This window comes from Petrotoga sp. DB-2 (assembly GCF_054051725.1).
The window spans coordinates 29,806-52,278 of the sequence record NZ_JBSVZD010000004.1 but is presented as its reverse complement, the minus strand read 5'-3'; the positions used below and the strand labels follow the sequence as shown (position 1 = coordinate 52,278).

Annotated in this window: 21 protein-coding genes; 1 reads left to right on the top strand and 20 read right to left on the bottom strand. The window is 34.8% G+C overall.

The features are described 5' to 3' along the window. Positions 1-143: 143 nt before the first annotated feature. The 9 genes from ACW9JY_RS02750 to ACW9JY_RS02710 form a co-directional block, all read right to left on the bottom strand. Positions 144-2,033, bottom strand: coding sequence for an ABC transporter substrate-binding protein (locus ACW9JY_RS02750; RefSeq protein ID WP_457283296.1), 1,890 nt, complete (start codon positions 2,031-2,033; stop codon positions 144-146). A 429-nt stretch (positions 2,034-2,462) separates the two neighbouring features. Continuing rightward, a complete protein-coding gene (locus ACW9JY_RS02745; RefSeq protein WP_457283295.1) occupies positions 2,463-3,305 on the bottom strand; it encodes an ATP-binding cassette domain-containing protein in 843 nt (280 codons plus the stop codon). After that, complete coding sequence (rbsD, locus tag ACW9JY_RS02740) at positions 3,305-3,700, bottom strand: D-ribose pyranase (RefSeq protein WP_457283294.1); 396 nt, start codon at positions 3,698-3,700, stop codon at positions 3,305-3,307. Before rbsD ends, ACW9JY_RS02745 begins: the two co-directional genes overlap by 1 nt. Before the next feature lies 1 nt (position 3,701). Next, positions 3,702-4,685, bottom strand: a complete 984-nt coding sequence (locus tag ACW9JY_RS02735) for a LacI family DNA-binding transcriptional regulator (protein ID WP_457283293.1) — start codon at positions 4,683-4,685, stop codon at positions 3,702-3,704. A 164-nt stretch (positions 4,686-4,849) separates the two neighbouring features. Continuing rightward, positions 4,850-5,731 carry an ABC transporter permease gene (locus ACW9JY_RS02730; protein WP_457283353.1) on the bottom strand — a complete coding sequence of 294 codons (882 nt, stop codon included), beginning with the start codon at positions 5,729-5,731 and terminating at the stop codon, positions 4,850-4,852. Between the two features lie 16 nt (positions 5,732-5,747). Beyond that, on the bottom strand, positions 5,748-6,803 hold the full coding sequence (locus ACW9JY_RS02725; RefSeq protein ID WP_457283292.1) for an ABC transporter permease: 1,056 nt from the start codon (positions 6,801-6,803) through the stop codon (positions 5,748-5,750). After that, positions 6,800-8,314 (bottom strand): ABC transporter ATP-binding protein, encoded by a 1,515-nt coding sequence (locus ACW9JY_RS02720; protein ID WP_457283291.1) that lies wholly within the window; start codon positions 8,312-8,314, stop codon positions 6,800-6,802. The genes ACW9JY_RS02725 and ACW9JY_RS02720 overlap by 4 nt, the downstream gene beginning before the upstream one ends. Positions 8,315-8,333: 19 nt before the next feature. After that, positions 8,334-9,329 (bottom strand): BMP family ABC transporter substrate-binding protein, encoded by a 996-nt coding sequence (locus ACW9JY_RS02715; RefSeq protein ID WP_457283290.1) that lies wholly within the window; start codon positions 9,327-9,329, stop codon positions 8,334-8,336. Between the two features lie 239 nt (positions 9,330-9,568). Beyond that, positions 9,569-10,951: an ADP-ribosylglycohydrolase family protein gene (locus tag ACW9JY_RS02710; RefSeq protein ID WP_457283289.1), complete on the bottom strand. Its 1,383-nt coding sequence runs from the start codon at positions 10,949-10,951 to the stop codon at positions 9,569-9,571. A 73-nt stretch (positions 10,952-11,024) separates the two neighbouring features. Here ACW9JY_RS02710 and ACW9JY_RS02705 point away from each other — a divergent pair, with 73 nt between their 5' ends. Continuing rightward, positions 11,025-11,750, top strand: a complete 726-nt coding sequence (locus ACW9JY_RS02705; RefSeq protein WP_457283288.1) for a glycerophosphodiester phosphodiesterase family protein — start codon at positions 11,025-11,027, stop codon at positions 11,748-11,750. On the opposite strand, the gene ACW9JY_RS02700 is transcribed toward ACW9JY_RS02705, so the two are convergent. The 11 genes from ACW9JY_RS02700 to ACW9JY_RS02650 all read right to left on the bottom strand — a co-directional run bounded on the left by ACW9JY_RS02700 (position 11,747) and on the right by ACW9JY_RS02650 (position 22,451). Then, complete coding sequence (locus tag ACW9JY_RS02700) at positions 11,747-12,643, bottom strand: radical SAM protein (RefSeq protein ID WP_457283287.1); 897 nt, start codon at positions 12,641-12,643, stop codon at positions 11,747-11,749. The genes ACW9JY_RS02705 and ACW9JY_RS02700 overlap by 4 nt on opposite strands. Positions 12,644-12,658: 15 nt before the next feature. Further along, positions 12,659-12,967 (bottom strand): hypothetical protein, encoded by a 309-nt coding sequence (locus ACW9JY_RS02695; RefSeq protein WP_457283286.1) that lies wholly within the window; start codon positions 12,965-12,967, stop codon positions 12,659-12,661. A gap of 1 nt (position 12,968) precedes the next feature. Further along, positions 12,969-13,937 carry a DUF4899 domain-containing protein gene (locus ACW9JY_RS02690; protein WP_457283285.1) on the bottom strand — a complete coding sequence of 323 codons (969 nt, stop codon included), beginning with the start codon at positions 13,935-13,937 and terminating at the stop codon, positions 12,969-12,971. Between the two features lie 49 nt (positions 13,938-13,986). Continuing rightward, positions 13,987-15,243, bottom strand: a complete 1,257-nt coding sequence (locus ACW9JY_RS02685; protein WP_457283284.1) for a glucose-1-phosphate adenylyltransferase — start codon at positions 15,241-15,243, stop codon at positions 13,987-13,989. 14 nt (positions 15,244-15,257) lie between these two features. Continuing rightward, a complete protein-coding gene (gene glgD, locus ACW9JY_RS02680) occupies positions 15,258-16,379 on the bottom strand; it encodes a glucose-1-phosphate adenylyltransferase subunit GlgD (protein WP_457283283.1) in 1,122 nt (373 codons plus the stop codon). A 20-nt stretch (positions 16,380-16,399) separates the two neighbouring features. After that, the gene (gene ndk, locus ACW9JY_RS02675; RefSeq protein WP_457283282.1) at positions 16,400-16,864 is read right to left on the bottom strand and encodes a nucleoside-diphosphate kinase; all 465 of its coding nucleotides are present in this window, start codon (positions 16,862-16,864) and stop codon (positions 16,400-16,402) included. Next, entirely contained in the window at positions 16,861-17,949 is a 1,089-nt protein-coding gene (locus tag ACW9JY_RS02670; protein ID WP_457283281.1) for an ABC transporter permease, read from the bottom strand. The genes ndk and ACW9JY_RS02670 overlap by 4 nt, the downstream gene beginning before the upstream one ends. Beyond that, the gene (locus tag ACW9JY_RS02665) at positions 17,936-19,102 is read right to left on the bottom strand and encodes an LCP family protein (RefSeq protein WP_457283280.1); all 1,167 of its coding nucleotides are present in this window, start codon (positions 19,100-19,102) and stop codon (positions 17,936-17,938) included. The genes ACW9JY_RS02670 and ACW9JY_RS02665 overlap by 14 nt, the downstream gene beginning before the upstream one ends. 7 nt (positions 19,103-19,109) lie before the next feature. Continuing rightward, positions 19,110-19,820, bottom strand: a complete 711-nt coding sequence (locus ACW9JY_RS02660; RefSeq protein ID WP_457283279.1) for a hypothetical protein — start codon at positions 19,818-19,820, stop codon at positions 19,110-19,112. Between the two features lie 91 nt (positions 19,821-19,911). Beyond that, positions 19,912-21,240: a cyclic 2,3-diphosphoglycerate synthase gene (locus ACW9JY_RS02655; RefSeq protein WP_457283278.1), complete on the bottom strand. Its 1,329-nt coding sequence runs from the start codon at positions 21,238-21,240 to the stop codon at positions 19,912-19,914. Further along, positions 21,231-22,451 carry an arginine deiminase gene (locus ACW9JY_RS02650; RefSeq protein ID WP_457283277.1) on the bottom strand — a complete coding sequence of 407 codons (1,221 nt, stop codon included), beginning with the start codon at positions 22,449-22,451 and terminating at the stop codon, positions 21,231-21,233. Before ACW9JY_RS02650 ends, ACW9JY_RS02655 begins: the two co-directional genes overlap by 10 nt. Between the last annotated feature and the right edge of the window lie 22 nt (positions 22,452-22,473).

The following is a 22,473-nucleotide window of genomic DNA, read 5'->3' as shown; positions in this document are numbered from 1 at the left end:
TAAAGAATACCACCGTTATCCCTACGAATACTACAGCTAGAAATTGTATTATCCTTGGTAGCAAGCATCATTTGAAAAATAGCAAGTGTTATAGCACCATAATAAGCCCCCCAAAGGGGGCTCAATGTATTTATCTGTAGCCCTTATTTCCTACCTGTTGGTTCAAGGAAGGGGAGTACGTATTTGAAGTTTGGCATCCAATCACCTGGAAACATATATGGGTTTTCAGCAGTGGGATAATCCGTCCAGTAATATTCATCGAATGCTAGAAAGCCAGGATAACCAAAAGTTGGAATTGTAGGCATTTCTTCTACAAGTATTTTTAGCCCTTCCATACCTAATTCTATGTTTTCCTCACTACCCCAATCAACTTTTTCCATTCCTTCTATAACTTTATCCATCCTAGGATCTGTCCATCTGCTCGGTGCAACGCCCCTACCAGTTACAGCATTCTCCCCTATAGGTTTGTAGTACTGTGAGTGTATGCTTGAAAAACTACGGTACAAATCAGGATGTCCACCCCATGCCTCAATGATAGGCCATTCGCTACTAACCTCAAAGTTGCCTAACGTAGTCAGACTTCCAGTTTGTTCACTAGAAGTAATTGTGACATCTATACCAAAGTTTCTCCACTGTTGCGCCGCAGCAAGTGCATTCTTATATTGTACAGTTTCAACACTTGCATGTGTCAAAACATTAATTTTCCAATGTGTACCATTTGGTAACAACCATTTGCCATTCGTATCTCTTGTAAATCCATTCCTTTCTAACAATTGTTCTGCTACATCAGGTGCATATTTCCACCATCCTGACCCAAATAATTCTCTAATTTTATCAGGATTATCAGGTACATCATATCCTCTGCTTCTAGCATATTCCGCAAGTCGTAAAGGAGCGTTAGGATCATATGGTTTAAATGGTTCTCCATTAACTTCTATGTCTAAGGTGAAGTTTCTCAACCATTCTTCCATAGGTTCATAATAAATCTCTTGGTAATAAGGTATTGGAGGAACGTGAAGTACACCCATAGCTACAGCACCATCATATGCTATCCCTATGTAATCTACTATATCTATTGCAAGAGTTAACGCCCATCTTACATCTTTTATGTTGTATGGATATGTTTCAATATTGAGGATGAGACCTGTAATACAAGGGTCTGTGTTGTTTGCCCATGGGTAGTCTCTTCTATATCCCATTGAATATGGATTCTTTTGAATAAGCGCTTTGAATGCTTCTATTGTTAAATTTGCTGTGTCTAAATTATGGTTAGCTTGTGCAATTACTTGGTTTGTGGCATCTCCATAATAATAGAAAAGTACGTATTTTGGTTTTGGTTCACCAAACAACATCCCAGTTGGCGTCCTATCCCAGTCTTCCCTCTTTTCCCAAAGTGTCCAATAACCAGCGGCATCATAATCTTTTAGAACATATGGACCACTGCTTACAGGAGGGTTGAATTCAAAGGATAAGGGATCTTCTACTTTTTCAAAAATATGTTTTGGGAAAGGTGTCCATCCATCCCACCTGACTACAAAATTTGTGTGGAATCGTGCGTTGGGTTCTTTCAATTCAAATACTACAGTGTAATCATCTGTTTTGTATACTTTATCGACATACATATTAAACTCCTCATGATAAGACATTCCAGGATATTCCATGGTTGTTTCAATACCATATACAATATCATCCGCAGTGATTTCAATACCATCACTCCAATAACATCCTTTCCTCAACTTAACCGTCATCTGTGTGAAGTCTTCGTTGTAGATTGCACCTTCGGCTGCAAGAGAATTAATAACTTCTCCCCTGGCGGGCTCCATCATCCATAATGGTTCCACCATCAATTGGTGGGCTCCTCGATCAGGTGTTCTCCAACTAGTGGTAAATATGTTAAAATTATTTGGAGTGGTAACTCTTCCATTCAAAACATTGGAAATGAGTGTTTCTTCCCTTGGAATCCCACCTACTTGTGAAAATCCTGCAACAACAAGTAACATAGAAACAAAAATCACCAATAAGTTCTTTTTCATTTCTCCACCTCCATCAAGTTTTTGAAATTTCTTCATATTCCCACATACCTACCCCGTATCTACTAGTTTTGCAAACATTTCTCACCTCCCGTAAATTTTAGTGTTTGCTGGCTTTAGAAACTCTAAAGAACACATTCTAACCAACTTTTAATACCTTAAATATTGAACCTTTACCTTTTCACTGGATAATTTGTTCTTGTTTATCCCACATTTTCCTTATCTCGTAAGGAGGTCATACAATTGGCATTATTAGATAACTCTTCTCACCTGTAGTTCTTTTATATGCATTTTTTCCAAAAAATTCTTCACTTCCCACTACCTTCCGATTTTTTAAGAATTATTTTGATTTTCGAAAAGCATTTTGGCTAAAATTATCCAATATTTTAGTTCTTTTTTCTTTAACTTGCTTTACCTTTAGTTAATCATTATTTACCTATTTGTTGAAATAAGTATAACTTCAAAAGAAAGTGGGTAAACCTTACCAGGAATTTCAAATTCCTCAACTTTTAGGGCAATTTTATCTCTTACCTTATTAAATTTAGGGAACATATCTTTTATTTCCCTTCCTACCATCATCTTTATCAGGTCATCTTGGTTTAGTTCTTCTAAATTTCCAAAACCTACCAATTTACCATCTCTAAGGACGGTTACCCTATCAGCTATTTGATATATTTCTTCAAGTTTGTGGGTTATAAAAATAATAGAAATACCCTTTTCTCTAAGATCCCTCATAACCTTAAATAAAGTACTTGTTTCGTGTTCGGTAATTGTAGCGGTAGACACGTCCATAACGATAATTTCGGCTTGTGATGCTATAGCCTTCGCAATTTCCACCAACTGTTTTTCTGATACGTTTAGATTAGAAACCTTTGTTTTCGGGTCAATATCAAAATCAAGCATATTCAGATATTTTTTTGCTTCGATAGCCATAGATTTAAAATCGATATTCAAGAAATTACCTTTCTCTTTTCCTAAAAATATATTTTCAGCAATCGATAAATTTTCAGCTAGCATTAATTCTTGATGTATTATGGCTATTCCTCTTTTTTTAGCTTCTATAGGTGATCGAAAGATTACTTTTTCCCCATTTAAAATTATCTCGCCGCTATCTGGCTGATAAATTCCACCAAGTATTTTGATTAACGTACTTTTGCCGGCTCCGTTTTCCCCAAGCAGGGCATGTATCTCTTTTTCTTTTAAGTTGAAACTGACTTTGTCAAGGGCCACAACCCTTGGAAAGGTTTTAGTAATATCTACCATCTCTAATAACATTAAAAAATCACCCCTGAAATCAATATAATGTTTGAAAAGGGGGTACATTCTCCAGTTCTTATAAAAAATTTGGAATTTTTTGCTAGATCTTTAAACTCTTCATGTGCCTTTTTCTCTATCTCAATATTTGGAAATATATCGATCACTTTTTGATAATTTTTAAGATTATTTACTTCCATCTCATCAGCAATAATCACTTTCTCAACTTCTAATTCGTATAAAACCATTTTGATAGTATCAATAAAATTTGGTATACCTTTATCAAAAACCAAGTCAACAAATGTAGCATCTTTAGGTATTGGATAACCCATGTCAACTATACTTAACATATCTTTATGTCCCATCGATGCAACAAAGTATGATATCTGAGAATTGAATATGCCTTGCTTTTTCAACTTAATTTCTCCTCCTCGTACTTTCTCGAATTATTATCTCGTTTTCAAACTGTTTCACAGGAATGTGATCTATTTTTTTTGAAAGTATTGTAAAGATCATTTCTCCGGCCGTTTTTCCCATTTCATAAATAGGTTGTTTCACAGTAGTTAAGGGTGGAGAGAACATTTTACTAAAAGCGATGTCGTCGTATCCAGTAACGCTTACATCTTTTGGCACTTTCAAGCCCTTTGATTTAAAATGTTCTATAACTCCATAAGCCAACAAATCATTTGCACATACTACAACGTCGGGAAGATTTTTAATCTTTTTAGCCACCGAAAGCCCCGATTCATGGGTGTACTCTCCCTCATATATTTTAAAATCTATCTTGTATTCATTTGCAAAATCTTGGAAAGCTCTTAATCTTTCAGCTGCGCTGAATATTTCTTTTTGGCCGCTTATAAATATGAATTTTCTGTGATTTGAATTGTATAGGTATTCCAGTAATTTATACATTGCGTTGTAGTTGTTTGAACAAACGTAAGAAAATTTGTTGCTTTTAATGATTCTGTCTATGAAAACGGTTTTTACATTTTTATTGATGAGACTTTCAACATGGTCACCTATACCTGAGTACAAAATCCCATCGACTTTCTTTTCGATTAATGTTTTAAATAATTTTTTTTCTTCAATAATGTTGTTATCCGAATTGCATATCATCAAAGAAAAGCCCTTTGATCTTAGGAAATCTTCTGCCCCTCTTACTACAGTTGCAAAAAAAGGGTTGGCAATATTTGGAATGATTATGCCTATCGTCTTGGTGTATCCAACTCTCAAACTCCTGGCAAGAGAATCGGGATAATAATTCAACTTTTCAATTGCTTTTAAAACTTTTTCTTTCGTTTCTTTTTTCACCGGTAAGGAACTGTTTACCACTCTTGAAACAGTTGATATGGAAACTCCGGCTTCTTTTGCTATATCTTTTATGGTTACTTGTCTATTCATAAAAACCACCTTGTTACAATTATTATGCAAACGTTTTCGAAACTGCTTGTTTTAAGTATATCTCTAAATAATTTAAATTGCAAACTTGATTATGGAGGATTAGAAGAAATTAGACGGAATTATAGTCGATTAACTCAGTTTTTCTTTTGTTTTCTTAATTTCAATTATTTTTCTTCTAATCTTTTTTTGCTTTTGCTGGAACTGTATAAGAATAAGACTACCAAAGTAATTACATAAGGTAACATGGAAGTGATTTGTGGTGGAATATTGAAGTTTTGAAGGGTGAAAGTCACACTTTCAAAAAATCCGAACAGTAAAGACAGTAAAAGTATTCCTAAAGGACGACCTTTTACCAAGATTATTATAGCCAAAGAGATCCATCCTCTACCGTTTGACATATTTTCACTGAAAAGGGTAACATAGCCTAAGGATAAGTATGTTCCAGCCATGGAAGAAAGTATACCTGAAAGTAGTATAGAGGTAAACTTCATTTTATTAGGGTTAATGCCTAAAGATCTTGTTGTTTCTGGATCTTCCCCTGTTGCTCTAAGTCTGAGACCGAATTTCGTGTGAAATATTATAACTTCTAACAACAAGGCTAAAAGTATTGCTACGTAAACAATAAAAGGATGATTGTTCAATATTTGTGAAAGAATAGGAATTTGATTTAAAATAGGTATATCCCAGGTTGGAAGAGATTCTATCCTTGGAGAAATGAAGGCACCTTTTACATCGAAAATGTTCCTTAAAAGATACGTAGTTCCACCCAAAGCGAGCATATTTATACCGATACCAGTTAAGAATTCGTCTGTTTTAAGGGACAATGCAAATGCCGAAAAAATTAGGGCAACAACAGCTCCGGAAATCACTGCAAACAGCATACCCATTGCCCAACTTTGAAAAAGATAGCTTCCCAAAACTCCGAAGAAAGCCCCAATGAGCATCATACCTTCCATAGCGATGTTGAATACGTTAGCATAATAGGTAAAAGTTCCTCCCAGCGCTGCAAGAAGTATAGGAGTTGCACTGCTAAAGCTGTCTCTAATTAGTAAAGAAATTATATCAGTCAGAGGATTTCACCACTCTTTTTGCTTTCAGAGAAGCCTTGATTTTGTCGCTGTAGTAAGATATCGTACTCCTTGTAGCAACAACCAATAAAACGATTATAGCCTGAAGAACCATTGTGAATTCCGAAGGTATTGATACCTCAAATTCCATACCTATGCCACCTGCTTTAAGAAACCCGAAGAATATGGCAAAAACTGACGTTTCAACGACTCCATTACCTCCCACTATGGCAAGCATTACTCCATCCCAACCATAGTTTGCTCCTATACCTTTAATAAACCTATGTTGAGTTCCACCTAGTATCAACAAAGCACCTGCTAAGCCGGAAAGGAACCCTGTGTAAAACATAACCCAGATTAAATTTTCTTCATTTTTACAGCCGCCTATCTTTGAAAAATCATAATTATGTCCCATCATACGCCATTCGTAACCTTTTTTTAGATAAGTCACAACAAAAAATGAAACAAAGACCATAAAAATCGCTATGAAAAAACTGATATTTATTCCGTTTATAGTGGGAAGAAAAAATTCTCTTTTTATCATATGAGTAGCGGGAACATACGATTTTTCATCCAAAAATGGGTAGGTCGCCAAGTACAAAGTCAAGTAATCTGCTATGAAATTCAACATCAAAGTGGTTATGAATTCATCCATTTTGTAATACTTTTTTAGTACACCAGCCAAGCCACCATATAAACCACCAACGATACCTGAAATTATCAAAATAACAAATATCCCCAATACTCCTGGTATGGGTAGATAGTATCCTAAAAGCGCAGCGGTCAAAGCTCCAACAATTAATTGTCCAGGTTCTCCAAGGTTCACCACATTTGAACTGAATGCTATTGCTGCAGCCATACCCGTTAATATCAATGGGGTAGCGTTGTTTAAAGTTGAAGAAAGAGAAAACCAGGAAGCTAATCCGTAATTAAATAATGCTCGATAAGCATCGATAGGGGAATTTCCCTGGAATTTTATCAAAACCGCAGCTGCAAGAAAAGACAAGGCTATACCAATGATTCCTGTTAATATTTTGTTTAAACTCTTCATAGTTTAGCCCCCAACATGTATTCACCCACTTCTTCTTTTGAGTGAATTTTGGGGTCTAATTCAGCCACTATTTCTCCTTTTCGTACAACGTACAACCTATCGCACATAGATAAAAGTTCATCCAGATCTGCAGAGATCATCAGAATTCCTTTCCCTTTTTCTCTCATTTCAAGGATAACGTTATGAACATATTCGATTGAACCAACATCTAATCCTCTGGTTGGTTGGTCCAAAAGCAAAAACGGCGCATCGAGGCTGAATTCACGCGCAACTATTAATTTCTGCTGATTACCTCCCGAAAGATTTTTAGGAACATCGTTTATACTTCTTGAAAGGATGTTGTATTGATTGATCAAATCTTTCGCAAATTTTTTAGCCTTTTTCCAATCCATGATATATTTAAATTTTGATAATTTTTCGCCTAAGTGGTGAGTCATGGAAAGATTTTCTGTTAAAATGGCATTCAAAGCTAATCCGTATCTTTTTCTGTCAGCAGGGATATAACTTATTAGTCTTCTTCTTTTTCTGATGGGGAGATCTGTGATATTTTGATCTTCTATAAATATCTTTCCGCGGTGTGGATAAATTTCACCAATTATTGTTTGTACGATCTCGTATTGACCATTGCCTTCAACGCCTGCTAAACCCACTATTTCACCTGATCTAATAACAATATTGATGTTTGACAACAGATTTATCTTTGTTTTATTAGAAGCAACGGTCAAATTTTCACATTTAAAAACCTCTTTACCTGGTTCTTTTGGGACCTTCTTCACAGTGAGCATAACCTCTTTGCCCACCATCATTTTGGCCAATTCGCCTTTTGAAAGGTTATCGTTCTTTAAAGTTGAGATTATTTTTCCTCTTCTCATAACTGTTATGATATCTGAGATTTCCAATACTTCTTCCAATTTATGACTGATAAAAACAATAGTTTTACCCGTATCTCTAATATTTCTGATCTCTTTGAATAGTTGTTGAGTTTCTTGAGGTGTTAATACCGCTGTTGGTTCATCAAAAATCAACGTGTCAACTTTTCTATACAATAATTTTAAAATTTCCACTTTTTGTTGGGCTGCGACAGAGAGGTTAGAAGTAGTTGCTTGTAGATCGACAGACAGATTAAATTTTTTGGTAATCTCTTCTAACTCATTTAATATTTTTTCTTTATCTAAGAAGCCGAAGTTTTTTGTCTTTTCCAAACCCAAAGCAACGTTCTCGTATACCTTAAAAGAAGGAACGAGCATAAATTCTTGGTGAACCATCCCTATCCCAAGCTTAATAGCTACGTTTGGGTTAGTTATTTTTTGTTCTTGATTATTGATAAAGATCTGACCACTGGATGGAGGCACCATACCGTATAAGATCTTCATTAAAGTACTTTTTCCGGCTCCGTTTTCGCCTATAATAGAGTGAATTTCCCCTTTTTCTAAGGAGAAATTCACTCCTTCTAAGGCTAAAATATCAGGTGGGTATATTTTATATATATTTCTTATTTGTATATATGACATTTAAACCACCTATGGATGATTATTCCCTGTATTCTTTGACCACAATCTTTCCATCCACCACATCTTGCTGGATCTGTAATATTTTTTCTACAGTTTCTTGAGGAAGAATCTGATATGTGTATTCATCGATAGCCAATCCTACTGCTCCGGCTTTTAACCCGAGTTTGTACAACGTGCCGGGTTCATATCTTCCATCTACTATGTCTCTAAAAACTAGTTCAATAGATTTTCCAACTTCTTTAAGATCGCTGGTGATCACGTGACCTGGGGCAAGACCGTTTTGATTTGAATCTACGCCAATAGCATATTTTCCTTCTTCTTGGGCGGCTTGTAAAACTCCAGTGCCTGTTAAACTTGCGATTTGAAATATTACATCCACACCCTGAGAATAAAGTTGTAAAGCAGCTTGTTTTCCTTTTGCAGGGTCATCCCAACTTCCCACGTATATCGTTCTTACTTCAATTTCCGGATCTATGTAATGTGCCCCTTGTTCATAACCATATACAAAGGATCTGATGACTATATCGTCATCTCCGCCTACTGCCCCTATTAGTTTTTGGGGATTTATTCCTTCCAATTCCGTCATTGTTGTAACGATACCTGCTACAACCCCAGCCATGAAAGCCCCTTCCTCTTCAATGTAATCAATGTTTGATATTATACCCTGTTCATCTTCGACTACGGTGTCAATATTTACGAATACCTTATTGGGAAATTGTGCGGCTATGGTTTTTAATTCTTCTTCAAAACCGTAAGAGATTACGAATACAACATCTGCCCAATTTGCAGCTGTAAGTAAACTTGGATAATAGAGCGAGGGATCAAAATTGCATTCAATTACCCTTGTTTGAACCCCGTAATCATTCTCCAGTTGTTTTATGCCAGCATAACCAGAGTCATAAAAGGATTGATCCCCAAGGGAACCGTTTATTACGTATGCTACCTTTTGTGGTGCTGCAAAAACTGTGAAAGAAAAGAGAATAATAATGAACACAAAAAACGAGAATCTTTTCATATTTTACACCTCCCCATACGATTTATTATACTATTTTTATGAACTTTGCAATCTACGTTAGCGCCCTTCGCCCCGCTTCCCACCCATAATCTTTAAGGGGCTTCGCCCCTTAAGAACCCCAAGTTCAAGATCAAAATCATTTAAAAACATTGTTTGCTCACTGCGGCAAACAGGGCTCCGCCGTGTACCCCTTTTAAAGTCAAAATCTTATTTTTGAAAATCTTTTTATTGCTAAAGTTTTACGATCTATTAATTCCATTTTGGGTACTTAATTTAAATGTCCATTCTGCCAATGTGGATATTTTTATTTTTGAAAAATCTGGTAAATAGGTTTCCAACGTGTCTTTCAAGGGGTGTGACCAATAAGAAGGAAAATCGTTTGCACCATATATGATACCCAATATCGTACCTGCCTCACCAGCATTACAATCAACGTCATAACCGAAAGAAGATACGATCTTCATCGTTTTATCAAAATCCTCTTCTCCAAACCATAAAGAGGTTAAAACAGAGGCGGTATTGGGATACAGATGAACCCAATTATACCTTTGGAAATTGTCCTCTATTTTTCTAAGGGTGCTGATCCAATCATTATTGGCTTTACAATATTTTACTACATTATCTACGACTTTTTTAAATTCGGTATTTTTTGGAATATAATCCAATGACTTTTCTATTATTTTTCTTGGATCTTTTTCAGAAAAAGCCAAAGATGTCATAACAGCACTATGTATGCCGCCGTATATACCGTTACCACTATGGGATACTTGTGAATCTATAAACGCTAACTTTGCGGCATTATATGGATCGCCAGGTCGCAATAAACCATGAACCATGCATCTCATCTGTGCTCCTATCCATTCTTGAAATGGGTTATTAAAAAATCCTGACTCTGGTGGGAATATTCCTCTTTTAATATTTTCAAGAGCTATCAACTCAGCACTCCATCCAAATGGTATGTACGATATCCAATTTTTTGCTAAATCCTTTGAAGAGATCTTTTCCTTCTTCTCTTCGTAAGTTTTGAGAAAAATCAATTCATAGGTCACATCGTCGTTGATCGTTGAAACCTCACCTATGTAAGTACCCAATTGGTTAGAATATGTTTCTTCCAACGCATCGTGGGTATATCCTTCAAGTTTGGTCCCCATAGATCCACCTGCAAGTTGGCCTAACCAACCGCCATGAATCTTGTCTTTTAATTTATCAATATTATTAAATTTTTGCTTAGGAAAAGAGTTAGAGATATCTTCCCATTCCAAAGGTCTATCAAACTTTTCGTATTCGTTATTGTCAAGTGAATCGGCTTCGGAAAGAGAAAAGAAAATTTCTGAGGTTATAGCCTTTAATTTAGAATACTCTTTATTTTCTAATGCTTCGAAGCCTTTATCCAGCAGTAACTCCGCTTGGTTTACGGTTTTACCCATATTTTCTAAAGATTGGACTGCACCAACCATGAGAGATTCCGGGGCGTTAGAACCTGGAACTTTACTATCCCAAAGGGTTACTAATATCTCTTTTGGGAAAACATTCATTTTTTCTACGTCTTCCCATTTTTCAATGTGATCTTTTTTTGGTTTTGCGTTTCTTCTTCTATTAAATTCATTTTCCCATGCCTTCATAATTTTCCCCCTTTCTTGGAACAGGAGGTGCTCTAATGATATAATCATTTTATCACATTAGTCGCTCGGGAGGATGAGTAAAAAAATTATGGATGAATTTGTAATTTTAGGGCATAGGGGTTACAGGGCTAAATTTGTTGAAAATACGATCGAAGCTTTTAAAAAAGCCAGAGAATATGGTGCCGATGGTATTGAGTATGATTCGAGATTAACTAAAGATGGAACGTTGGTTGTTCTTCATGACGATAGTATTGACAACAAAAAGTTGAAGGAATTAACTTACGAGGAATTAAAACAAATACATTTTAAAAATGGAGAGACCGTTCCAACAGTCGAAGAAGTTATCTTTACTTTAGATGAACAAGCTATTCTTAATTTAGAAATCAAAGAGGTTGAGGCGGCAGTTCCTTCTTACGAAATAACGAAAAGAATGAATGCAGTTGATCGAACCCTATTTTCTTCTTTCAAGATTGACGCTTTAAGAAAGGTCAGAAGTCTGGATAAAAGTGCAAAAGTTGGATTACTGGTTGAATATGATACTTTAAAATACGTAGAGGAATTGAATAAGGAGATTGATCTTTATTCTTTGAATCTTTGGATAAAGGCTTTAAAAGATAATATAGAACTTTCTAAAGAGCTCTTGCATAAATGGAAAGAAAAGGGTTTGAAGATATTTTTATGGACGGTCAACGATCCTAAAGATTTACACACATTCAAAGGTTTGTATGACGGTATAATTACCGATGAGGTTGAAAAAATAGTAGAGGTAAGGAGACAATTTGCAGAAGAGAAACTTTAGAGATTGATGTGTCGAGGTATGGGGATGTTGTATGGTTCTTCTGTTGGTTTTTCATTGTAAAAAGGACGTGTACACCATGGACATCCCGAGGTTTTTTTAGCTTCTTCGATATCTACCTTCACTTCAGGCAATTTTTGGAGGTTACCCTTCGAATCAAAGAGAAAATCGGCTTTTTCTACATCATGTTGTAGGATGATTTCTCTAGCGATCTGGATTTTTCTGTACCTGGATAAAGACGGTGATAAAAGGTTTTCAAGTTTTGTCCCCTTTATGGGGGTAAAAGAAAATAGACTTACCAATATCTTAAACTTTTTCATTTTTAATAAAAAGTCTACAATGTTTTCGTCAGTTTCTCCCAATCCCACAATTATGTGTGTAGTAATTCGATTGGGGAAATCGGTTGAAACATTTTTGAGCATATTTTCGTAGAATTCGTATTTACCGCCCCTAATTTTTGAAAAAAGGTCCTTGTTTGCTACATCTATGGCTATTCCAACCCTATCAACGTTGTACTTTTTAAACAAGGTTCTAACTTCTTCAATATTTCTTGGCCTTATAGAAACAGATATTGGTATTTCTTTTTCTTTCAAAAAAGATAATAATTCGTTTAATTCAATCCAGTAATCTAAAGAAGAAACAACTTGGATGCATATACGTTTAAATTTGGTAGGGTTGAAGATACTTTTAAAGGTATCTAAAGACATTTCAGGCCATTTGATTCTTGATAGTAGATCCGCGTTACTTTGAGCATTCCTGGCTTGTGCACAATAAGCACAGTTGAAAAGGCACTTTTCACCGATCATGAGATAAGCTGTATAATTTGGAAAGTCAATTTTTCCTTTTTTTAAGCCGAGTTCTACAGCTGTTGCATACGATAAACGCAAGTTAAGCATTCCTCCATTCACCTATTATTTCGATATATTTGTTATTCTGGGTGCGTTTTCGATGTATACGAAGTCATATCCCTTATATTCAAAAACATGAATAGTTGCTTCCTTTGTTGTTGACGAAATGGATTGTTTAATTTCATAACTATTTAAAAACTCTTGAGGCGTTAACGCAAAGATTTCTTCCACTTCGTTCATTAATTCAAAGGCTTCTGTGATTTCCTTTTCCTTCAAATTTCTGTATTCAAGGATCTGATAGGTGTAGTGATATGAAAGCACAGAAAAGACCAACGTTGGAATCATAATGACAAAAGTCAACACAACTTTCAAATTAAAAAGATCCCAGTATAACAATTAAGATTATCAAAAGTATCCCTATTATTGAAAAACCACTTATTATTAGTATATCCAAGGAACTTATTTTTTTATCCGTAGGCATGCTTTTATCTTTTTTCATTTGGTTGTATAAATCGCCGATAATTTTTGTTTCATTTTCATTTTCATCTTTTTCTTGAGACTTTCTTAAAATTTGAAGTCTATTTTGGTCTACTGAAACCTTTAACTCTCTATGAACTACCGCTTTACCCAAAGCCCCATTCCCTAGATCTACTTTTAAAAATATATAGTCGCTTGAAGGAATCAATTCTTTAGATATGATTTTCCCCTCGATTACTTTTCTCGTATTTTTCTCGTCTTCATCCTTATTTTCCATGGGTAAAACTATTATAGGTTCACCTATATCCAATTTAGAAACGGAATAACCTTCTATGGGGTCTATTATTGGATAGATTTCAGTTGCGTCTTTAACGTCTTCTCTGCTTAAATATTCTTTTAAACCTTCTTCTCCTTTCTCTTTTACGGCGGTTATCCAGGTTAGATCTTTATAATCAAATTTCTGAGCTACCAATCTGATTTTTGTATCTCCAGCCCATTCACTTAAAATATCGCTCAAAATTGATTTCAAAACATAAACGTCTTCATCTTCTATGGCCATGAAGATTTTTGTCCCCGTGACCTCAGATTTCATTTTTTTTAGCGTACTGTAAAAGTAGGCTTTGAACTGTGATATAAGGTTATTATTTTTTTCTTTAGACAGTTGATAATACAGCATATCGATGTCTGATTTGAAATCAAGGTAGTCTTTTGTAATATCCGGAAGGTTTACTTCTTTAAGCTGAGCCCTAGCTAACAACAGCACATTAAAATAAGGGGTTTGAGCTTTTTTACCAAACATATATCCCACATATGTTTCACCGGTTAAATTTGAAGTTGCTAAAAATTTTAATGCATAAAAGTCCATTTTTTATCCCCTTTTATTTAACATGCGTTTTTCTTAAAAATTCTTTTGCTTACTTGATTATTCCTTCCCCACTGTTTATTTCTTGCACATCATAATCATTTAAATCTACCTCGTTGTCTATGACACAATTTTTCCCTATTGTCATCTTGTTTTTTAGCTTCGAGTTGAAGCCTATTACAGTTATATCTGAATTATAGATCTTTTTATCGATTTTAGATTCCGCGAATTTACCTTTTCCTATCTCAACCGACTCACCGATAATAGTATTTTCAGCAACAATCGCTTTTTCTATATACGCATTTTTGCCGATAAATACATTATTCATTATAATGGAATCTTTTACATAAGTTCCCTCTGAAACGGTTACACCTTGAAAAATCACTGAATTTTCAACCGTTCCGTATATTTCTGAACCTTCGCTAACAAAGCTTTTTAACACGCTGGAACCTTTTGCGATGAAAGCAGGGGGTAACTCTTCAGATTGAGTGTATATCTTCCAATTTTCATCGTGAAGGTCTAACGGAGGCAGGGGAGAAATTATCTCAAGATTACAGTCAAGATAAGATTCTATCGTTCCAACGTCTCTCCAATAACCTTCAAAATTGAAAGCATACAGTTGAGAATTTTCGTTCAGTGCTTTGGGAATTATATTTTTTCCAAAATCATGTTCAGAAGTATTATCTTGGGCATCTCTAATGAGGGCGTCTTTTAGAAAGTTCCATTTAAATACATATATTCCCAAAGATGCCAAGGTCCCTCTTGGTTCTTTGGGCTTTTCTTGGAATTCGATTATCCTATTGAAAGGGTCAGTAACCATTATACCAAATCTATGTGCCTCACTTACTGGTACTTCCATACACGCTATCGTACCATCGGCATCTTTTTCTATGTGATAGTCTATTATATCGTTATAATCCATTTTATATACATGATCCCCTGACAATAATAACACAAAATCAGGTTTATACCTTTCTATAAATTCGATGTTTTGATAAACCGCATCGGCTGTTCCTTGGTACCACGAAGTTCCTGACCTACTTAAATAAGGAGGCAAAATATGTAAACCTCCGCCTTTTATATCCAAGTCCCACGGTTTACCTATACCTAAATGTTCTACCAACCTATGTGGCATGTATTGAGTTACAACACCTACTGTATTTATATTTGAATTAACGCAATTACTTAAAGTGAAATCGATCATGCGATATTTCCCACCGAAGGGTACGGCGGGCTTTGCTAAATTGTTTGTAATTACCCCAAGTCTTGTTCCTTGACCTCCAGCTAAAATAATAGCTAAAACACGCATTTCAATGCCTCCTTCTATAGAACGGCCCCTTTTTCTATAACATTGATCTCGTTTCCTATGCCTTCCAACTTTTTCCCAGATCTTATCCTTACGTTTTTATCAATTATGGTCTTTCTAATTACGCTTCCTTCCTCTAAATAACTTCCTTGTAATACTATACAATCTTCTATTACAGAGCCTGCTCCAATGTACACATCCCTAGAAAGCACGGAATTTCTAACAACTCCATTTATTATACAACCATCGGATACAAATGAATTGGAAACCTCAGCGTTAACGTTTATCTTCGGTGGAGCCGAATCTTTTAGCTTTGTGTATATTTTTCTTTCCGGTGAATAAAATAATTCATTTCTGACCTCTTCTTTTAATATATCCATATTAGTATTATAATAATCTTCTACAGATTTTTTAATATTTTTCCAATAACCATCAAACTCGTAAGAAAAAACTCTCATCTTGGATAAATTGGGTATGATTATATCCTTTAAAAGATCGAATTTTCCGTTTGGTACGTTGGCATATAGGATTTCCATCAAAAATGCTTTGTTTATAAAATAAACGCCCAAAAAAATCTTATTAGAGCGATATTCGGAGTCTTTTTCATAGATTTGTGTGATTCTGTTATTTTCATCTGTAATGACTTGTCCGTATTGACTAAAATTTATTCTATCTTCTACAGTTTTTGTTAGCAAAGTAACATCTGCACCATTTTTTACATGGTATTTGAAAAGGGGTCTAAAATCCATATTGTATATATGATCTCCAGAACCGATTAAAACAAAATCTTCGTATGATCTTCTCAAAAAAGTTAAATTCTGGAATATTGCATCCGCTGTTCCTTCATAGTACATTTTACGGCTTTGAGGGCTTATAAATGGTTGAAGTATGAATAATCCCCCTCTTTTTCTATCTAAGTTCCATTCTTTACCGCTTCCCAAATGGTCCATTAAAGATCTGGGATTGTATTGAGTAAACACGCCTACGTTTGTGATACCAGAATTTACCATATTGCTTAACGTAAAATCTATCGCTCTGTACTTACCAAAAACAGGAACGGCTGCGCTAGTCCTTTTTAACGTTAGTTTATCTAAATTGTCTTTAGTTGACCCTGAAAGTATAAGACCTGCAACCCTCATAAATCTCACCTCTTCAAAAATTACAATTCGTTTTCAAAACCACATAGATATTCAAAAATCTCATTTTCTTCAAAGAAAATTCCCCACTCTTGTTCCGCACTTTGAACCGAATCTGAAGCATGTACAATATTTTTTCTGACACTTATCCCAAATTCTCCACGAATACTTCCTGCTTGAGCTTTTAGAGGATCTGTTTCACCGTTTATGCTTCTAACAGCTTCAATAACTCTTGGACCTTCTAAAATCATAACGACCACAGGTCCTGATAATATGAATTCTATCAAAGGTTGATAAAAATCCTTACCTTGGTGTACTTTGTAGAGCTCTTCAGCTTGTTCTTTTTTCATCTTTATCATTTTCATAGCAACTACTTTTAGACCTTTTTGCTCATATCTTTTGATTATTTCACCAATTAGTCCTCTTTTAACCGCGTTGGGTTTTATCATCACAAATGCTTTTTCCGCCAAATTAAAATCTCCCTTCATTCTTCCTTTAAAGATTCTACGATATTTAAGCTCGCTGCTCGTCTTGATGCGATATAACTAAAAAAAATAGATACAAAGCTGTTTATTAAAAAGGCTATCAAAAAAGAGCTGGCTGTTATCTTAATGGGTAAATATTCCACATAAAATAGTCCCTCGGGTAATGGTATCTTTAAAATAATTAGAAACCAGCATGTTAAAATGCCCGCGATAACTCCAAGTACAAATCCTACTAGAGATATTAAAAAAGTTTCTAAGATAAAAACAGTAGATACTTGTCTTCTTTGAAAACCAAGAGCCCTTAAAATAGCTATCTCTTTCTTTCTAGTAAAGACAGAGAAAGAAACAGAGTTTGATATACTGAATCCAGAAATCAGCAGAATGAAAAAAGTTATCGTAAAAGCTATCAAGCTATCAAACTGGACAGCCTTAGCCAAAGTTTCGTTGGACTCTTCCCAAGTGAGGGCAGAGTAACCAGAAAGATATTTTTCTTTAAATTGTTGAGCCTTATTTGGATTTTTTAAAAAAATACCAGTATACTCTTTTGAATTCGAATTTTGAGACAATATGAAGGTTGAATCGTACGAATATACCCCAGAATCGAATATTCCTGTAACAATACTTTCTTGGAAAATCGGCAATAGGCCTTTTGTTCTCACAGTTATTATGGTATCACCAATTTCAACATTAAGATTATTCGCTAATTTATTTCCTAATATAAGGCCTTCGGTACTGCTTTCCTCATTTACAAATCCTTCATAAATTGATAGATCATCCAATTCCATAAGTTGAGAGAAGGCAATTTTAGATTGGTTTATAACCGCAACAGGGATGATGTTAAAATTTACAATTTTGTCTATTTCTGATGAGTTTTGAGCATAATTTCCTCTAACAACGAGATGAGGATAAAAATTAGTTATTGAATCTATTAATAAGCTATCGAAACCATTTATTATTGAGGTAACTACTATGATACCCCATACTCCTATTATCATAGCGATGAGAGAGAATTTAAAGTTTTTTTTCGACCTTGTGAAAAAAGAAATAGTCAGAAGGAAAACCGGACTATTTCTTTTACCACCTTTCATTAAGAACCACCACTGCGTCGTAATCTGTTGGATCAATCAAATTTTCTGAAATAAAATCTATTAACTGAAAATATTTGTACTTATCTTCTATTTCTATGAAATTTGTTCCGAATGTTTCTTTCAAATCTGCCTTTATCTTTTCCTTAGTTTCTTCTTCAACGTTCCTAAAAAAAACATATGAATACTGGTCACTTAAATCATCAAAGGTTTCATCCAGAACCTTAATCTGATATCCCGGTTTTTTCCATACGTCAAAAACATAGGTATAAAAATTATACAACTTGCTGGAAAAATTTTTGGTGATGAGTATTTTTGATTTATCGTTGCTTTGATCAGAATATGTTTCAAAGGTTTTCAACTTGTATTGAATTTGGGATATTTTACTTTCATCAACAACTACATAACTATCTTTGATTAGATAGGGAAATGAGATAAATTCCATCTGGGCATTTTTCACTTGGTTATACAGGAAAAGAAGATCTTTAATTTCAAAAGAATTAATGGTGTCAGATAAACCTATATTTACTGCTTCAAGGAGTTTATTTATGCCAGCCGATTTGACTTCGTTCAATAAAGCCAATACAGCATTTTTTTGACGTTCTATTCTTCCTAAATCACCGGATGTATCTCGGTACCTCACATAATACAACAATTCTTCACCATTTAACTTATTATACCCTTTTTTAAAATCTATATGTAAATTTTGGTGATAATCTGAATAACTCATATCAGATTCTATGTATATATCTATTGGAGCAAATAAGTCACCAATACTTTTAAATATAGAATAATCAAAAATTATGTAATCTGAAATCTGAACACCGCTTAATTTTTCAACCTCTTCTTTGAGCCTGTCTATACCGTAAATTTGATAAACAGAGTTAATTCTTCTTTCAGTTTGGTCGATGCTAATCAAAAGATCTCTTGGTATGGGTAGAAAAATGATCTTCCCTTTATCGATTCCCCCTAAGATTATCACATCTGTTCTGGTTGAACTTTCAATATTTTCATCTCTTCCTAGAACCAAAAAATAGTAAGGAAATTCTATGGGGGATCGATCTAATTGAATATTCTTACCTAAAGGTATTATAAAACTGAGTATCAAAAAAATCAGAAAGATAAAAGATAAAATTCTTAAAATATGTATTTTCAAATAATAATCACTCCACGATCTCTTTGATCCTTTCAAAAGCATCTACATTGGCGTATTTTCGTTCGATTGTTTGATTTGCTATATTGATTTGAAGAGGTTCATTTAAAAGGAGTGGAACTGTTAATTTATCGTAATTGGTAATAGAATACTTTGAAAAGCCATTAATGAGGGCATAAACCCCTTCTTCGTCCAAATTTGTGGACCTATCGTAATTTTTTACTATATCCACGTACCCCCCCAAACCGAAAACTTGCCAAAATCTCATCTCACTATTCTTCAAAGCGTCAAAAACTCCATCGATACCTTTTAAGTTGCTGCCACCTAATTTGCTTATAAACTCGTTGGCAACTTCATCATTTAGGTAGAAATAGTAATTAAAATTCGAGTTAAGATCAAACAACTCCAAAAAATCATTTGTAACTTTATCTAAATTTTCAGAAGATAAAGTAATATAAGACTCCGGAAAGGTAGTTCCATCCTCTACTTTAACTATCATTATCTTCCTGTTGTCGTTCAGAACCCTTATAAAATATAACTCATTGTCATAAGATACCGTATAGGTTATCTTGTTGGATGTGGCTACAGGATTGTTGACGAACTGGTTGTATCTATAAAACATGAATCCTAAAAAAGCCACGATTATAGCGATAATTATTATCAAAATAAGCCATATTCTTCTGCCTCTTTTTCTTTTTCCTCCAACATACACATTTGCCACAAAACGCACCTCCAACCTGCGAATTCCTTAAATAATTTAGAAATTGAAAAACATCAATGAGAGATGCTCTAAATGAGCATCCCCCCACATTTTATTTGTTGGCTAAAAAATCACTTAAAACTTCTTCCAAATCGGGTTTACCGATTTCTTGTAACTCGTAAGTTACCCTAACTGTAGGTTTTTTTATGTCCATAATCCTTGTTAGATCAATTGGTGTACCTATAACCACAACTTCGGCATCGGATTTATTTATGCTTTCTTCTAGTTCTTTTATCTGTTTTTTTCCATAACCCATCGCAGGAAGTATCTTATCAAGATGGGTGTATTTCTTGTAAGTATTTACTATTGAACCAACTGCATAAGGCCTTGGATCAATTATTTCAGAGGCTCCAAATTTTTTAGCAGCTATGGAACCAGCACCATAGGTCATTTCTCCGTGAGTTAAAGTTGGCCCATCTTCAATAACAAGGCATCTCTTCCCTCTTATAATAGAAGGATTTTTAACGAATAAAGGAGATGCGGCATCAATAACTGTAGCGTTTGGATTCCACTTTTCTATATTTGCTCTTACTTTTTCAATGCCTTCCAATGTTGCTGTTTCTTCTTTATTGATAACTAGAACATCTGCCATAATAAGATTCGTCATTCCAGGGAAATAGGATACTTCATGACCGGCTCTGTGTGGATCGACTACAACGATAGACAAATCAGGTTTATAGAATGAAAAATCGTTGTTTCCCCCATCCCATAATATAACATCGGGATTTTCTTCTTCCGCCTGTCTCAATATCTCTTCATAATCAACACCTGCATAGATAACAGAGTTCCTATCTATATGAGGTTCATACTCCTCTCTTTCTTCAATTGTACATTCGTGTTTATCTAGATCTTTGTAAGTGGCAAACCTTTGTACCTTTTGCTTTACCAGGTTTCCATATGGCATTGGGTGTCTGATTGAAACTACTTTCAAACCTTTATTTTTTAGAATATCCAAAACTCTCCTCGTTGTTTGACTTTTCCCTGAACCGGTTCTAACGGCACAAATCGAGATAATAGGTTTTTTGGATTTCAACATAGAATTATTCGGGCCCAGAAGTTTAAAATCTGCTCCACTCGCGAGTACTAAAGAAGCCTTTTCCATTACGTATGAAAAAGGCAAATCGCTGTAGGATAAAACCACTTCGTCGATGTTGTTTTCTTTGATAAGATTGACTAGATTTGCTTCTGATTCTATGGGTATCCCATTGGGATACAACTCTCCAGCGAGTTCTTTGGGGTAAAGCCTTCCTTCGATATCAGGAATTTGTGTGGCTGTGAAACAAACAACTTCGTAGTCAGGATTATCGCGATAATAAACGTTGAAATTATGAAAATCTCTACCTGCTGCTCCCATTATCAAAACTTTTTTCCTCAAGGGCATCTCCTCCTTATAAGTGGCATACTAGCGCACCTAGGGCCTCCCCTTCCTCTAGATAATTCACTGGACGGTATGGTTAAAACTTCTATCCCCGATTTTTCTAATTCTCTGTTGGTGATGTAATTTCGGTCGTAGGTAATAACCTTTCCGGGTTCTATTGCCAAACTGTTGGAGCCATCATTCCATTGCTCCCTGTGTGATGCAATTATATCAGCATTTCCACATTTAATAATTTCAACATGATCTAAATTAAGATGTTTTTTTAATATGTTTTCTAAACTTTCTTCTTCCTCGTAAAAATCGAATCCCTCTTTAGACTTTGTAATAATAAAAGTATCTATATCTTCTCTTAAATTTGCATGCACTAGAAATTTATCGTAGTCAACCATTGTGAATATGGTATCTAAATGCATATAAGCCCTATTATCAGGTATTATAAATGCAATTATCTTCTCAAAGGTATCTTTATTTTCTTTGAGAAACTTCTTAGCGAGGATTTCGACAGCTTCTGGTGAAGTTCTTTGAGAAATGCCGACTGCTAAAACTTTTTCGCTTAACACTAAGATATCTCCGCCCTCTATTGGATAAGGGTAATCTTTCTCGTAATACAATGGGGTGCCCTCAAATTTTTTGTTGTATTTTATGACATATTCCATAAGCATGACTTCTCTTCTTCTTGCTGAGGTTTTCATTCTGTTCACACAGGCACCTTTTCCCAAAATCGCCACAGGATCCCTTTGAAAATATAGGTTTGGCATGGGAGGAAGGAAAAAAGGTAATTCTATATCCGCTCTTCTAACCCTCAAGGAGAAGATGTTCCTGTTTATTTCTAGTTCATCAGAACGTATACCTGATATTATAGTATTTACCATTTCTTTGGTATCTAGGGAAAACAAATAATCTTTTAAAAGAGCATAAATGAAGCTATTGTATATTTCTGAGAATTGTAAAAACTCTTCAACAAATTTTTCTTTTAAATCCAAATCATTAAGCGTTTCTGTCAACAATTCAGTAAGATATAAAACTTCTACACCGTTGTCTCTCAAAACATTTGCAAAGTAATCATGTTCTTCTTGAGCTTTATACAAAAAAGGAATGTCGTCAAATAACAGATCAGAAAGATAATGAGGAGATAAATTTTCTAACTCTTTTCCCGGTCTGTGTAGAAGGATTTTTTCTAATTTTCCGATTTCTGAATACACCGATAAATTCATAACTTTTAAGCACCAACCTTTT